The sequence below is a fragment of the Collinsella aerofaciens genome (assembly GCF_039062315.1).
Classification (GTDB): domain Bacteria; phylum Actinomycetota; class Coriobacteriia; order Coriobacteriales; family Coriobacteriaceae; genus Collinsella; species Collinsella aerofaciens_BG.
In genome coordinates, this window is record NZ_JBCJBG010000015.1 from 1 (window position 1) to 15,516 (window position 15,516).

Sequence of the window (15,516 nt, forward strand, 5' to 3'; positions counted from 1 at the left end):
TTCTTAAACGACTAGTCATTCAAGAACGTCCCCAACGACTACATGAAAGCGCCCCCAAGCGGATGTGCTTGAGGGCGCTTCTTGCTTGCGAGGTTAAGACTCAATGTAGTCTTTGAGCTTGCTGCTGCGGCTCGGGTGACGGAGCTTGGCCAGGGTCTTGGACTCGATCTGGCGGATACGCTCGCGCGTGACGCCAAACTCGCGACCGACTTCCTCGAGCGTGCGGGGATGTCCGTCAACGAGACCAAAGCGCAGCTCGATAACCTTGCGCTCACGATCGGCAAGCGAATCGAGCACCTGGGTGAGCTGCTCCTGCAGCATGGAGAAGCTGGCGGCATCGGGCGGAACGATAGCCTGGGAGTCCTCGATGAAGTCGCCCAGCTGGGAATCCTCTTCCTCACCGATCGGGGTCTCGAGCGACACAGGCTCCTGCGAAATCTTCTGGATCTCGCGGACGCGGTCGGCGCTCATGTCCATCTCAGCACCGATCTCCTCAGGGGTCGGGTCGCGACCCAGGTCCTGGAGGAGCTGGCGCTGCACGCGTACGAGCTTGTTGATGGTCTCAACCATGTGCACGGGAATACGAATGGTACGGGCCTGGTCGGCAATAGCGCGCGTAATGGCCTGACGGATCCACCACGTGGCGTACGTGGAGAACTTAAAGCCCTTCTGGTAGTCGAACTTCTCGACGGCGCGGATCAGACCGAGGTTGCCCTCCTGGATCAGATCCAGGAACAGCATGCCACGGCCGACATAGCGCTTGGCGATGGAGACGACCAGACGCAGGTTTGCGCTGATGAGCGCCTGCTTGGCCTCAAGACCAACATTCTCAATACGCGTAAGTCGACGCATCTCGGAGCGCGTGAGTTCAATCTCGCCTGCATCGGCAGCCTCGAGCTTCTCGGTAGCCTCGAGACCGGCCTCGATCTTCATGGCCAGATCGACCTCTTCAGATGCGGTCAGCAGGTCGACCTTACCGATCTCCTTGAGGTACATACGAACCGGGTCGCCGGTCAGCATCACCGTGGAGGCATCGATGCCGCGCACGCGCGAACGCGAACGGGACGTGCGCACGGTGCGCTTCTTCTTGCTCTTGGAAGAGCCCATCTCGGCATCGGCCTGGCGGGCCATCTTAAGCTCGTGATCGTCAAGCGAGCCGGAATCGTGCTCGTCATCATCGAAATCGTCGGTATCGTTATCGTCATCGTCGACGCCCATCGGGGCGTCGTCGTTTCCGCTCGCGGAGATAATCTGGATGCCGCTGTTGCGCAGCCCGGAATACACCGCGTTGAGCTGCTCATCAGAGACATCGATATCCTTCAGGGCGACCTGAATCTCGTCCTCGGTTACCGAAGTCCTGTTTGAGCCGTTGCCCATGAGCTTTGCAACGTAGGATTCCAGCCCAGTACCCGTGCTCTCAGTCTTTTTTGGCACAGATTCTCCCTTCGTAGTCCACAGGACTCAATACTTTAGCACACACGTAGACCTCTATACCCAAAATAAAGACAGGACATAGGCGAGAATACGCTGGTTGACCACAACATCTAGGCCTGATCGGCACCTGCGGTCTCCAAACCGATCAAACGGAACGGGTCGGCCACGCCACCGATCGACTTTTGGAGCTCGCGCTGGCGCTGTGAATCTTGCACCGCCTGCATCGTCAGCACGCGACGGGCCTCATCGTCGAGTGAACGGTCCTGACGCAACTTGGCCTGCGCGGCTCGCATGCGACGTTTGATGGTGAAGAGCTCGAGCGTATCGAGCATAAAGACGATGTTCGTCTCGGTCGGGTGCTTGCTCGTCGCCGAGATGCGCCCGGCGCTGACAAGCGACGCCGCCTCGGGACACACCGCGCGCGCCGCATCCATGCAGGCAGCAGGATCGGTGCCCGACGGCGTCGCCAGCACGGCCCACGCAATGGACTCGTGACGCGGGTCGACCCACTCGATAGAACAAATGCGATCGGCATAGGTGCGGAACAGATCGGGGTAGCTCGTGAGCATCGTCAGCAGCTCGCGCTCCCCCGCCAGGGATTTCCGCTCCAGATCGGTCAAAACGATCGGCATCGACGGAGCTGCCGCCGCGCTTGAACCATCGGCAACGGGCGCCGCGCTTTCCATCCCCGCCGGCACATCGATTGGCGGCAGATCCTCGTCGGCCTCCACCGGCGCGGCCCCATAGGCATCAAGCGGAACGTAGTCGTACGGGTCCTCCTCGACCGGTGCGGACACCGGCGGCGTCGCACCCGCGGCCCAGGCACCGCGACCGGCACTGCGCGCACCAGCCACACCGCCGCCCGAGCTTCGTCCCTGCGAGCTGCCCGCGCGCTCACCTTGCGCGCGTTGACGCTCGTAGTTCTGCTCACGCCGGCGCTCGGCATCCTCACGCTTGGCGACATCGCGAAACACACGGCCCGAGCTCGCGCGCACGGTCTCCAGGTCCAAACCCAACAGATCGGCAATCTGGATAAAGTACGTGTCGATCATATAGCTGTCGCGCAGCGGATAGATGAGCGTCAACGCATCCTCGAGCGCTTTGGCGCGACCGCCCGGCGTGGTAATGTCGCTCGACTCCTGAAGCGAGCGGTACACAAAGTCCATGAGGGGCTCGGCGGCATCGATGCGCGCCTGCAGCGCCTCGCCGCCATGCGCCGTGATGAACTCCATGGGGTCGTTGCCGTCGGGCAGCACCACGCAGCGCAGGTCCATCGAATCCTGCTCGATAAACTGAATCGCGCGGCGAGCGGCCTTTTGACCGGCGGCGTCGCCATCGAACATATATACAATGCGCTTGGCAAAACGGGTGAGCGTCTTGACGTGATGCTCCGTGAGCGCGGTGCCCAGCGTGGCGACAACGTTTTTAATCCCCGCCTCCCAGCAGGCGATGCAGTCGGTATACCCCTCCACCACGATGGCGGTATCCTGCGCAACGATAAACTCCTTGGCCCAGTTAAAGCCGTAGAGGTTTCGCTTTTTATGAAACACGCTCGTCTCGGCGGTGTTGAGGTACTTAGGCTGACCATCGCCCATGATGCGCCCGCCAAAGGCGATATTGTGACCCTGCTCATCAAAGATGGGAAACATCACACGGTCGTAAAAACGGTCGGCAAGCTGTCCGCGCCCACGGCTCACGGCCACGTTGGCGTCAATCATCTCCTGCGGGGTAAAGCCCGCTTGAGACAGATGCGAAACCAGTGCGTTGCGACCCGGCGCAAAGCCCAGGCAGTAGCGGCGACAGACGTCTCCACCCATGCCACGGCTGGCAAAGTACTCGCGCGGACGGCTGTCCTTACCGCGCATAAGCATGGTGTGGTAGAACTGAGCCGTCTCGGCGCACAGGTCATAGATGCGGGCACGCTTGGTGCCGCGATCGCGCTGCGCACCGGTATCGTGCAGTTCAATGCCCGCACGATCAGCCAAATAACGGATCGACTCGGGAAAACTCAGGTTCTCGCGCTTCATGATATAGGTAAAGACGTCGCCGCCCTCGCCGCAGCCAAAGCAATGCCACACCTGCGTAGCAGGGATAATGTGAAACGATGGGGTCTTTTCGCCATGAAACGGGCAGCAGCCCCAAAACTCATGGCCGCGGGGCTTGAGCTCAACCGTTTCCTGCACGATGGCAACCAAGTCTGACGCCGCGCGTACCTGATCTTTTTCCTCATCGCTAATCACGGATACTCACCCCCTGCTCACCCAAGTTATGACGGATATCGTCGATATTACCCTCGACGGTCGCGATAAGCTCGTCCAGGGAATCGAACACGCGAGACGGACGCAGCCAGCGCGTAAACGCCAGCGACACGGAAGCGCCATACAGGTCGCCCGCATAGCCGATCAAGTTGGCCTCGAGATGCGCCGAGGCGGCATCATCGGCATAGGTCGGCGGCAGGCCGACGTTAACGGCAGCAGGCCATACGGTATCGTCGACCAGCACCAGGCCCTCATAGACGCCATCGGCAGGCACTTGGATGCCGTCGGGCACCTGGATGTTTGCCGTGGGAAAGCCCATGTCGGAGCCCTCGTGACGGCCAGCCGCCACAACGCCGCGCAGCATATAGGGACGGCCGAGAAGCTCGGCAGCCAGCTCCACATGACCCTGGCCCAGCTCATGGCGGACGCGCGTGGCGCAGACGGTCTGCCCGTTAACGCAGAGCAGGTCGTGACCGTAAACGTCAACCCCACGCTCAGTGCCCCAGGCGCGCATCTCGGCAACGCCCGAAGCGCCGCCGCAGCCGAGCCTAAAGTCGCTGCCTACACGAATGGAGCGAATATCGACAACGCGCGACAACAGCGCCAGAAACCCGACATGGTCGAGTGCCGCCACGGCGGGCGTAAAGGGAACGGCCACCACCGCATCGACCCCGGTTTGAGCCAGGGCATGCAGGCGGTCGGCCGTCGTCATCAATTTTTGGGCGGGCGACGGACTCACCACGACGTCCGGATCAGGATCGAAGGTGATCACGACCGCTTTGCTGCCGCGATCATGTGCATCGCGAATAACCGCTTCGATCAGCTCTTGGTGCCCACGATGCACGCCATCAAACACGCCAATAGCGATCGACGCGGCACCCAAGAACTCGCACCCATCAAAAGCATCGGCAGAAACGATACGGGCCTCATCCAACTCACCCGCGAAAAAGATACGCGCGAGCTCGTGGGGCGTCAGCATCATCGAACACCGCCGATCGCCTGCGGAAAGACGTGCTCCATCACAAAGCGGCCGCCCTCGATACGAGCAAGCGCCTTCAATCCTCCATCGAGTACGAGCGCGAACGGCGCCTTCGCCGTATCGAAGTCCGCAAGCGCGCGTTCAACGGGAATGCGGCGGCCACAAAGCAGGTCGTCTGCAAGATTACCCGGCAAATCGACTCGCGTGGCACCTAGGGCGGCGATGGGATCCAGAGCGAAACCGGCAGCGGTCTCGGCAGAGAGCTCCTCTACCGCATGACAGGCGCCAATGGAAACCACGCCGGAGGCCGTACGGCGCAGCGCGGAAATATGCGCAGCACTATCGCAGGCGCGACCCAGATCGCGAGCGAGCGCACGAATGTAGGTGCCTTTGCTTACCGAAAAGGCCACGGTCCAGACGCACGTTTCGCCCTCGCCGCTCGCGGCGATCAGGTCGGCGGCATAGACCTCGACGGGGCGCGGAGGCAAGTCTACCGCATTGCCCTCGCGAGCACTCTTATAGGCGCGAACGCCATTGACCGAGATGGCCGAAAAAGCTGGCGGCACCTGCAACTGCGGGCCAAGCATAGCGGCCAGCTGCTCACGAGCGTAAGCGAGATCGTGCAGCTCGGGGGCAACGGGCACCGTGCGAACGGCCTCGCCCTCCGCGTCATCGGTATTGGTCTCGACGCCAAACGAAATGTCGGCGACATAACTTTTGGTATCGAGTGTTAGCATGCCCAGCAGACGGGTCGCCTGGCCCACGCCCACCACCATGACACCCGAGGCCATGGGGTCGAGCGTACCGGCATGGCCGACGCGTCGCTCATGGAGGGCGCGTCGGCACTGCGATACCACGTCGTGGGACGTACAGCCCACCGGCTTATCGACGGCGAGCAGCATATTCAATTGAGAAGGCGTACGACGAGCCATGTACCATCCAAAATGTTAGAGCTCGACGGTCACCGAAGCGGGATCCTCCCCTACCAGCTCGGCCAGCATGGGAAGTGCCACGGCGAGCGTCTCGCGAATCGTTCCGTTGTTGGAAAAGCCGGCGGCGGCATGATGCCCGCCACCGCCAAAGTTGGCAGCGATCTCGGACACATCGAGGTCACCTTTGGAGCGCAGGTTGCCGCGCACCTTGGTATCGCCGTCGATGCCCTTTAGGAACAGACAGACCTCAACGCCCATCACCGAACGCACCACATCGACCAGGCCGTCGCACTCATCCGAAGTGACGCCGCAAGCCTCGAGGTCGCTCTGGTACGCATAGCTATATGCCACGCGACCGTGCGCCACGGTCTTGATACGACCCATAACGATGGACTTGAGATGCAAGAACTCTACGCGCATGCTCTGGTAGACCTCGAGCGCGACGCGCGCCGGATCGGCACCGTGCGCGACCAGGCGCGAGGCGGCATGGAACGCAGCGGCATCGGCGTTTTGGTACTGAAAACGACCGGTATCGGTCACCAGGCCGCACAGCAGGCAGGTCGCGACACCATCGCGAGCCACAATGCCGCAATTGTCCAAAAAGCGGTCGATAATCATGGCGCAGGCCGCGGCGCCGACGCACCTCAGGCTCAGCTCGGCAAATTCCTCGCGCGCCGGATGGTGATCGAAACACACGACATGCGACGAGCGGCGGAGCACCTCGGCTGAGTTGTTCAGACGCTCGACGACCGGCACGTCCACTGAGATGAACAGGTCCGGATTGCCGGTATACGCAGATGCCGGCACCAGACGGTCGGCACCCTCCATAAAGCGGTAAATGCGCGGAACCGGGTCATCGTCTGCAAGCAGCAGGGCAATGTCCTTGTTGGGGAAAAACTTCATAAGCGACAAGCCCAGACCCAGCACGGAGCCCAGGGCGTCGCCATCGGGAGACGTATGTCCCGAAATCGCAATGGAGGACGCACCCTCGATGAGCTCGAGGATGCGTCGCTGAATATCTGCAGACTCGCACGATGCGAGGTCGGCGGAATTACTCATCTAAAGCTGCCTCCTGGGCGGCATCCGCTATGGGATAGCCGTCCTCGTCCTTTTCGATCGCAAGCGTGGCGGGAACGTTTTCCAGCGCGCGCGTGATGCGCTCGGCCTCATCGGTCGAGCGATCGATGCGAAAATCGAGCTCGGGCGTAACACGCCAATCGAGCGAGCGGGCCAACAGGCTACGGATGCGGCCCTTGGCGCTGGCGAGCGCCTCCATGACCTCGTCGTAGCGGCTCGTGTCGCACGACACGTACACGCGCGCGAACGAGCGGTCCACCGCGACCTCGACCGCGGTCAAGGTGACCAGGTCGAGACGCGGATCGGAAACCTCAAAGAGCAGGATATAACCGAGCTTCTCGCGAAGCTGCTCGCCCAGACGGCGGGTTGCCTGCGTTTGCTTCATAGCGCTACCCCCTACTCGGTACGGGCAACCTGGTCGATGCGGTAGCCCTCAATGGTGTCGCCAGGCTTGATGTCCTGGAAGTTCTCCAGGCCAATACCGCCCTCGGAGCCGCTCTTGAGGCTCTTGGCCTCATCCTTGTAGTGGCGCATCGAGGCGATCTTGCCATTGAAGACCACGATGCCGTCGCGCACCAGGCGCACGGAATCGGTCGCGGCGATCTCGCCCTCTTCGACGCGGACACCGGCGGCGATGCCGACTTTGGGCACCTTGAAGGTGTCCAGGACGGTCGCAGTACCCGTGGAGACCTCAACCTCGGTGGGCTTGAGCATGCCGATACGGGCAGCGTCGAGCTCCTCGAGGCACTTGTAGATGACGTCGTAGCAACGGATCTCGACGCCCTCGCGCTCGGCGGCGGAGCGGGCCTTGCCGTCGGGACGAACGCCAAAGCCGATGATGATGGCGTTGGAGGCGTCGGCCAGGACCACGTCGGTCTCGTTGATGGCACCAACGGCGGAGTGGATCGTGTTGATGCGCACCTCGGACTGATCCATCTTGTCGAGGGAGTCCTGAAGGGCCTCGATGGAGCCCTGGACGTCGGCCTTGATGATCAGGTTGAGCTCCTTGACCTCGGCGTCGGCGATGGTCTCGAAGAGGTTCTCGAGCGTCACGTGCTTCACGCGGCTCTGCTCCTCGATACGGGCCTTGAGCGAACGCTCGTCGGCCAGCGCACGTGCCTCGCGCTCGTCCTCGAACACGCGGAACTCATCGCCGGCGTTGGGGACGGACTGCAGGCCCAGGATCTCGACGGCGTCGGAAGGACCGGCCTCGGTGACGGCGTTGCCCTTGGGGTCGAGCATGGCGCGGACGCGGCCATAGGTGAGGCCGGCGACCAGCGTGTCGCCCACGCGCAGGGTGCCGCGGGTCACGAGCACGGTGGCAACCGAGCCGCGGCCCTTATCGAGCTTAGCCTCGAGGACGTTGCCCGAAGCGAACGTATCGGGGTTGGCCTTGAGCTCGAGCACGTCGGCCTGGAGCAGCACGGTCTCCAGAAGGTCGTCGATACCGATCTTCTGCTTGGCCGAGATGTTGACGAACATGTTCTGTCCGCCCCACTCCTCGGGGATGATGCCGTACTCGGTGAGCTCCTGGCGCACGCGGTCAGGGTTGGCACCCGGCTTATCGATCTTGTTGACGGCGACGACGATGGGAACGCCGGCGGCCTTGGCGTGGTTGATCGACTCGATGGTCTGGGGCATGACGCCGTCGTCGGCAGCCACGATCAGGATGACGATATCGGTCACCTTGGCGCCGCGGGCACGCATGGCCGTAAAGGTGGCGTGACCAGGGGTATCGATGAAGGTGATCTTGCGGTCGTTGATCATGACCTGCGAAGCGCCGATGGCCTGGGTAATGCCGCCCGCCTCGCCGGCAGCGACGCCGGTGTGACGGATGGCGTCGAGCAGGCTCGTCTTGCCGTGGTCGACGTGACCCATGACGGTGACGACCGGGGCACGCGGCTTAAGGTCGGCGGGATCGTCGTAGAACGAGAAGGTGTTCTCCTCCTCGGGGGTGATGATCTTGATCTGGCGACCCAGGTCGTCGGCAACGAGCTCGACGAGGTCGTCGGACATGGACTGCGTCATGGTAAGCGGCGTACCCAGCAGGAACAGGCGCTTGATGATGTCGTTGGCCGGAACGTCGAGCGCCTCGGCGAGCTCCTGGACGGTAACGCCCTGGGAGACCTTGATGGCGTCGAGGTCCTCGGGGTTCACGCCCTGGGCCAGCGCCTCCTCAATCTTGCGCTCTTCCTGAGCCTTTGCGGCCTCGCGCTCGCGCTTCTCCTTACGCTTTTTGCGGCGACCGGTGGACTCGCGAGAGGCCTCCTCGACGGCGGCACGAGCCTCCTCGAGCACCTTCTCGCGACTGTACTCCTCGGCCTCGCGAGCCATGCGGCTGTAGTGGTCCTCTTCGTTGTTGTGACCGCCCTTGCGCTTCTTGCCCTTGCCCTGCTTGTCGGGGTTGGGGAAGTCCATGCCGGCAGCAACGTTGTTGATGGCATTGGTGCGATGGCTGTGTGGACGGCTCTCGGAGGCGTTGCGCTCGGAGTTGCTGTCGGAGGCGTTGCGATCGTTACGACGGCCACCGCGACGGTCGTTGTTGCCGCCACGACGGTTGCCGCGCTCGGCAGCGCGCTCGGCCTTGGCCTTCTCCTCGGCGTCCTTCTTCTCCTTGAGCACGGTCTCCTGTGCGGCGATCTGGTCGAGCAGCGAACGGAAGCGCGAACCGGAGTCGGAAGCGGGAACGGCGCGGCGCTGAGCCTCGCGGGCAGCCTCCTCCTTCTCGCGGGCAAGGCGCTCCTGCTCGGCCTTCTTCTTGGCCTCGGCCTCGGCGCGGGCGGCCTCCTCGGCAGCCTGGGCCGCGGCGAACTGGCGGCGCTCCTCCTCGCGTGCCTTCTCGGCGGCGATGCGCTCGCGCTCGGCCTCGGCAGCGCGTGCTGCCTCCTCGGCGGCGGCTGCCTGCTCCTCGGCCTGCTTGGCGGCCTCGACTTCCTGGGCGCGGGCCTCGATCACCGAGGCGAGCTGCTTGCGGACCATAGCGACGTAGGCGTCCTCCAGGGTGGAGGAAGCGGACTTAGCGGGAATCTTCATTTCGGCGAGATGACCCATCAGTTCCTTGGAGGTCATGCCGAACTCTTTGGCCAGGGTGGACACACGGACTTTTGCCATATGACTTCACCTACCCTTTCTGGCACCTTGGGTGCCTAGAGACTGAACGAGCGTGGGAGACGCGCCGGGACCCACCCGGCGCGACCGCGCGCTAGATCAGGTCCTCCGCATCATCGAAGGCGTCGGTGTCGTGGACACCGCAGAAACGGGAGCCGGGACGAGCCTGGTTGCGGCACTGGATGCCGTCCTCGGACACGTACTCGCAGCGGCGGACGTCCTCGTCCTCCTCGTCACCGATCAGGTCGGCGGCGGGCTCCTCGTGAACGGGAACGTTCTTGAGGATATCGGCGGCAAGCGTCTCGGACTTGATGTCGATGTGCCAGCCGGTCAGGCGCGCGGCGAGGCGGGCGTTCTGGCCCTCCTTGCCGATGGCGAGGGACAGCTGGTCGTCGGGCACGATGACGCCGGCGTAGGCCTTCTCCTCGTCGATGAGGACGCGGGTGACCTTAGCGGGCGACAGGGCGTTGGCGACGTAGACGGCAGGATCGGCATCCCACAGGATGACGTCGACGCGCTCGCCACGGAGCTCGCCCACGACAGCGCGAACACGGCTGCCCTTGGGGCCGACGCAGGCGCCCACGGGATCCAGACGGTCGTCGAGCGAGTGGACGGCGACCTTGGAGCGCTGGCCGGGCTCGCGCGCGATCGACTTGATCTGGACGGTGCCTTCATAGATCTCGGGCACCTCCTGCTCAAACAGACGACGCATGAGCTCGGGGTGGGTACGGGAGATGACAATCGGCGGACGGCTGTGCTCGCCACGAACCGGCTGCAGGTTGGAGTTGGGGTCGCGAACGTCGATGATCACGGCCTTGATGTGCTGATTGTGCAGGTAGCGCTCGCCCATCGGACGCTCATTGCGCTCGTTCTCGTAACGACGCTGATCGAAGTGCGGCAGCTCGGCCTCGACGCCCTCGCGGATCTTGACGATCGTGAAGTCGGGCGTGGACTGCAGCACGGTGCCGCTGATGAGGTCACCGATGCGGCCGGAGAACTCCTCGTAGATCTGCTCGCGGGCGGAGTTACGCACGATGGCGTTGATCTCTGCCTTGGCGTGCTGGGCGGCGATGCGGCTCGTGTTCTTGGGGGTGACGTCGATCTCCTCGAACTCGGTGAAGTTGCCCTCCTCGTCCATGGAATCGTCGATCGGCTCCAGGCGGTAGACGTAGATCTTGCCGGTGGTGCGGTCGATGGTCACCTTGGCGCCCCACTCAAGGTGCAGGATCTCGGCATAGCTCTTGGCGAGCGACTGCTCCAGGCGGTCGATCAGGTAGAGCTGGTCGATGTGCTTCTCCTGGCAAAGCTCCATCAGGGCGGACATCATGTCGGATGCTGCCATCTTACTTTCCTTCCTTCGCGGGCTTGAAGTCGTAGGTGGGCTTCAACTTGCACTTTTTAACATCAGAAAAATCGAGGGTAACAGACTCGCCGTCCTCGAGCTCGAGGGTCACGTTCGTCTCGGTAGCGGCGGCAATCTTGCCGGCGTACTTGCGACGGCCCTCGGTGGCGGTGGAGGTGAGCTCACAGTTTTCGCCCACAAAGCGGGCAAAGTCACTCGGGCGGCGCAGCGGGCGCGCCATACCCGGGCTCGACACCTCGAGCGTATAGCTCGAAGAGATGGGGTCGAGCTCCTCAATTACATCGCCGACCCACTTGGTGTTGGCCGTGACGTCGTTGAGCGACAGGCTCTGACCCTCGGCACCCTCGATACGCACGCGCACGCAGGGGGCCTTGGTGGCACCCACGAGCTCGACGTCGACGATGTCGACATCGTGCTGGGGGGCGACGGCCTCGAGCGCGTCGATGATCGCCTGCTCGGTCTTGGTCTTGACCATTGCGGCACCTCCATCCATACAAAAAAGAAGCGGGGCCGAAACCCCACTTCTTTCAATTACAACTTCATTTGCAAGCAAACTATACCAATAGCTGCGGAAACGTGCAAGCACAGTACGAACCTGCAGGTCAGCGTGCGCACAGCTTCTCCACAAGAATAGGACAATTGGACTAAAGACTCCATGAGGCAAGCGCCCGATGGTCCAAGAACGGGCCATGCGTCCCAATCCACAGGCCCGTTCGAACCCCAAGGGCATTCCTTCCCGAGCCCCTATCGACCAGACTTAGCTAAGGGCATTCTGCAACAAGCCAGCCAGCAAGTCGCGCAACGACGAACCTTTCCAAATCCTCTACGGCAAGGAGGCACCCATGAAACGCCTAGGCACCCTCTGCATGACTGCGCTCGCCATCGCAACGTGCTCGCTGGCCCTCTTGGGCTGCGGCAACGCGAATGGCAAAACCGGAACATGCGAACCGAACCCTGGCAGCACCAAAGCCATCGAGAAAACGGCACCATCGGAGAGCTTCGACAAAATAAACGAAGACATCGTCGATCCCCAGGGCCTGGGTCCCGACCCTCAAGAACAGTTCCCCATCGACCTTGAGGTAGACGAGAACGTCCATGTTACCTGCGTGGGCAAGGACACCGACGGCTACGGGGACGCCGCGCTCGTCTTTACGGTGACCAACAACACCGGTGTCGACATGATGTTTGGCGATGTGGACTCATATGCCTACGTCAACGGCGTGGTCCGCGACGTACGCATGCGCCAACCGGTCGCCGCTGGAGAGGAAACGCGCGCCATGCTCACCTTTGTGGGCACCTTCGACGATCCGGACTTTGATGTGAACAACGACCTCAACGACATCTACCTCAACATTTGGATGTTCGAAGAGGCAACGGGCAACGTTTACTTTAGGGACCTGGTACACATCCCATAGAAGACGTTGCGACGCACTGACTAAGCAGGGCTTAAAACATAAGACGAGGGACGACCCAATCGGATCGCCCCTCGTTTGTTGCATGTCAGCTATGCGCGCAGCGCTTACTTGACCACCAGGTTGACCAGCTTACCGGGCACGCAGATGGCCTTGACGACCGTCTTGCCCTCGAGCCACTTGGCGACGGCGGCCTCGGCGGCAGCCTGCATATCCTCATTAGAGGCATCGCGGGCAACGTCGACGCGGCCGCGGACCTTGCCGAGCACCTGGACCACGATCTGCACCGTGTCCTCAACGGACTCGGCCAGATCGAACTCGGGCCAGGCGGCGGTATAGGCGTTGCCCTCGCAGCCGAGCGCCTCGTGCCACAGCTCGTCGGCCCAGAACGGGCAGATGGGGGCAAGGACGCTCACGATGTCCTTGGCCACGCCGTAGCACAGCGCCTTGTCGCGGGCGGTACCCTCGGTGGCGTTGAGGTAGGCGCTCGCCGCGTTGACGAGCTCCATGACGGCCGAGATGGCGGTGTTGAACTGGCCGCGATCGAAGTCCTCGGTGCACTTGGCGATGGTGCGGTGACGCTCGCGATAGAGCTTCATCGCAACCTCATCGAGCGCGGACTTGTCGAAGGCCACGTTGGCATCGCCGGACTGGACGAGCTGCCAAACGATACGCCAGGCGCGCTTGATAAAGCGGTTGGCGCCCTCGACGGCCTTGGGATCCCAGTCGAAGTCCTTCTCGGGCGGGGCGATAAACAGGATCGCCAAACGCATGGTGTCGGCGCCGTAAGGTTCGATGACCGAGCTCGGGGGCACGACGTTACCCTTGGACTTGGACATGGTGTCGCCGTTCTCGTCCTTGACCATGCCCTGGCACAGCAGGTTAGTGAAGGGCTCGTCCACGCTCAGCAGGCCCAGGTCGCGCAGTGCCTTGGTAAAGAAGCGGCTGTAGAGCAGGTGCAGAATGGCGTGCTCGATGCCGCCGATGTAGTTATCGACGGGCATCCAACGGTCGGCGGCCTCGCGGGAGAAGGGCAGCTCGGTGTTGTGCGGATCGGTATAGCGCAGGTAATACCAGCTGGAGCAGGTGAAGGTGTCCATGGTATCGGTCTCGCGCTTGGCCGGGCGGCCGCAGACCGGGCAGGTGGTCTCGTAGAAGTCCTTGCACTCGGCAAGGGTTTCGCCGGCGCCCAGGTCCAGGTTCTCGGGCAGCGTCACCGGCAGCTGATCCTCGGGCACGGGCACGATACCGCAGTGCTCGCAGTGGATGGCCGGGATGGGGTTGCCCCAATAGCGCTGACGGGAAATGAGCCAGTCGCGCAGACGGAACTCGACCTTGCGACGACCGCAGCCCATGGCCTCGAGGTCGGCCACGATCGCAGCCTCGCCCTCGGAGTGCTTACCGCCGCGCATGCCGGTGTACTTGCCGGACTGGACGAGCGTGCCCTCGGCAGCGTGGGCGCAATCCCAGTCGACAGTCTCGGCATGGAAGGTATCGATGGTCTCGCCGCTGGCCTCGACGGCGGCGCGGTCGTCATCGTCCAGGATGATCGGTACGATCGGCAGGTCGTACTTGCGGGCGAACTCAAAGTCGCGCTGGTCGCCACAGGGAACGGCCATGACGGCACCGGTACCGTAGTCGGCAACGACATAATCGGCAACCCACACGGGGACCTTCTCGCCGTTGACGGGGTTTACCACATAGCGGCCCGTGAAGGCACCGTGCTTCTCGAGGGTGCCCTGGGCACGCTCGACGGCAGAGATATGCTTGGAGTCCTCGACAATCTTGGTGACGGCCTCCTCGTACTCCGTACCCTCGACGAGCTCGTGCAGACCGGCGTACTCGGGAGCCAGGACAAAGAAGGAAACACCAAAGAGCGTATCGGCACGCGTGGTGAAGACGGTGATCTTGCCCTCGTCGCCCTCGATGGGCTCGCCATCCTGGTCGCAAAGGGTAAAGTCGACCTCGGCGCCCTCGGAGCGACCGATCCAGTTAGCCTGCATCTGCTTGACGCGCTCGGGCCAGCCGGGGAGCTTCTCCAGGTCGTCGAGCAGCTCCTGAGAGTACTCGGTAATCTTGTAGTACCACTGCTCCAGGTCGCGCTTCTCGGGCTCGGTGCCGCAGCGCCAGCACTTGCCCTCGGTAACCTGCTCGTTGGCCAGAACGGTCTTGCAGGTGGGGCACCAGTTGACCGGGTTCTTCTTACGGTAGACCAGGCCCTTTTCCCACATCTTCTCAAAGATCCACTGGCCCCAGCGGTAGTAGTCGGGGCTGCAGGTCTTGACCATGCGATCCAGATCGTAGGAGAAGCCCATGCGCTTCATCGTGGCGAGCGCCTGGTCCATGTTCTTATACGTCCAGGCGGCAGCCTGTGTGTTGTGCTTGATGGCAGCGTTCTCGGCGGGCAGGCCAAAGGCGTCAAAGCCGATGGGGTGCAGCACGTCAAAGCCGCGCATACGAGCCTGACGGGCCATGGCATCGCCGATGGTGTAGTTGCGCGCGTGGCCCATGTGCAGGTCGCCCGACGGATACGGGAACATCTCGAGCACGTACTTCTTGGGCTTGCTGTCGTCGGTGTCGACGGCAAAGAGGTTGGAATCCTCCCAGGCCTTCATCCACCGGGACTCGATGGCCTGCGCGTCGTAGGCAGGAATCTCGTCCTTATGATCTGTGCAATCGCACATATCAGCTCCTTTAATCTTAGCTGGGGTCGGTCGGCTTAGCTTTGTTCGCTACTGCGGACAGTCCTGCGCAAGACGAAGAGCACATTTAGTGCTCTTCTTTGCGTGCGGAACTTGTAGCGAACAAAGCTAAGCCGACCGACCCTAAGGTTAACTTGACTGATGATAGCAAATACGACAAGCGAGATGCCTGCGACTTGCACGCATCTCGCTTTATCTAAATAACGTGGTTTTGAATCAACCACTAATTGTTACCCGCCCAAGCATGGTCG

General features: G+C 62.5%; 11 protein-coding genes. 1 reads left to right on the forward strand and 10 read right to left on the reverse strand.

From position 1 onward, the window contains the following. Positions 1–93 precede the first annotated feature (93 nt). The 9 genes from rpoD to ABCP74_RS07660 all read right to left on the reverse strand — a co-directional run bounded on the left by rpoD (position 94) and on the right by ABCP74_RS07660 (position 11,626). Positions 94–1,434 (reverse strand): RNA polymerase sigma factor RpoD, encoded by a 1,341-nt coding sequence (gene rpoD, locus ABCP74_RS07620; protein WP_343011728.1) that lies wholly within the window; start codon positions 1,432–1,434, stop codon positions 94–96. Positions 1,435–1,544: 110 nt separating this feature from the next. Further along, positions 1,545–3,674: a DNA primase gene (gene dnaG, locus ABCP74_RS07625; RefSeq protein ID WP_343001435.1), complete on the reverse strand. Its 2,130-nt coding sequence runs from the start codon at positions 3,672–3,674 to the stop codon at positions 1,545–1,547. Continuing rightward, complete coding sequence (gene ribF / locus ABCP74_RS07630) at positions 3,667–4,674, reverse strand: riboflavin biosynthesis protein RibF (RefSeq protein ID WP_343001436.1); 1,008 nt, start codon at positions 4,672–4,674, stop codon at positions 3,667–3,669. Before ribF ends, dnaG begins: the two co-directional genes overlap by 8 nt. Further along, positions 4,671–5,603: a tRNA pseudouridine(55) synthase TruB gene (gene truB / locus ABCP74_RS07635; RefSeq protein ID WP_343001437.1), complete on the reverse strand. Its 933-nt coding sequence runs from the start codon at positions 5,601–5,603 to the stop codon at positions 4,671–4,673. The genes ribF and truB overlap by 4 nt, the downstream gene beginning before the upstream one ends. 15 nt (positions 5,604–5,618) lie before the next feature. Beyond that, entirely contained in the window at positions 5,619–6,662 is a 1,044-nt protein-coding gene (locus ABCP74_RS07640; RefSeq protein ID WP_271737824.1) for a DHH family phosphoesterase, read from the reverse strand. Continuing rightward, positions 6,655–7,065 (reverse strand): 30S ribosome-binding factor RbfA, encoded by a 411-nt coding sequence (gene rbfA / locus ABCP74_RS07645; RefSeq protein WP_343001438.1) that lies wholly within the window; start codon positions 7,063–7,065, stop codon positions 6,655–6,657. The genes ABCP74_RS07640 and rbfA overlap by 8 nt, the downstream gene beginning before the upstream one ends. Before the next feature lie 11 nt (positions 7,066–7,076). Continuing rightward, positions 7,077–9,791, reverse strand: a complete 2,715-nt coding sequence (gene infB, locus ABCP74_RS07650) for a translation initiation factor IF-2 (RefSeq protein ID WP_343001440.1) — start codon at positions 9,789–9,791, stop codon at positions 7,077–7,079. Between the two features lie 91 nt (positions 9,792–9,882). Next, a complete protein-coding gene (nusA, locus tag ABCP74_RS07655; RefSeq protein WP_006234042.1) occupies positions 9,883–11,130 on the reverse strand; it encodes a transcription termination factor NusA in 1,248 nt (415 codons plus the stop codon). Position 11,131: 1 nt separating this feature from the next. Continuing rightward, positions 11,132–11,626 carry a ribosome maturation factor RimP gene (locus ABCP74_RS07660; protein ID WP_118267782.1) on the reverse strand — a complete coding sequence of 165 codons (495 nt, stop codon included), beginning with the start codon at positions 11,624–11,626 and terminating at the stop codon, positions 11,132–11,134. A gap of 367 nt (positions 11,627–11,993) precedes the next feature. On the opposite strand from ABCP74_RS07660, the gene ABCP74_RS07665 reads away from it, so the two are divergent. Continuing rightward, complete coding sequence (locus ABCP74_RS07665) at positions 11,994–12,566, forward strand: hypothetical protein (protein ID WP_343001441.1); 573 nt, start codon at positions 11,994–11,996, stop codon at positions 12,564–12,566. A gap of 104 nt (positions 12,567–12,670) precedes the next feature. Here the strand turns inward: ABCP74_RS07665 and leuS are convergent, their stop codons facing one another. Further along, positions 12,671–15,247 carry a leucine--tRNA ligase gene (gene leuS / locus ABCP74_RS07670; protein WP_343001442.1) on the reverse strand — a complete coding sequence of 859 codons (2,577 nt, stop codon included), beginning with the start codon at positions 15,245–15,247 and terminating at the stop codon, positions 12,671–12,673. Between the last annotated feature and the right edge of the window lie 269 nt (positions 15,248–15,516).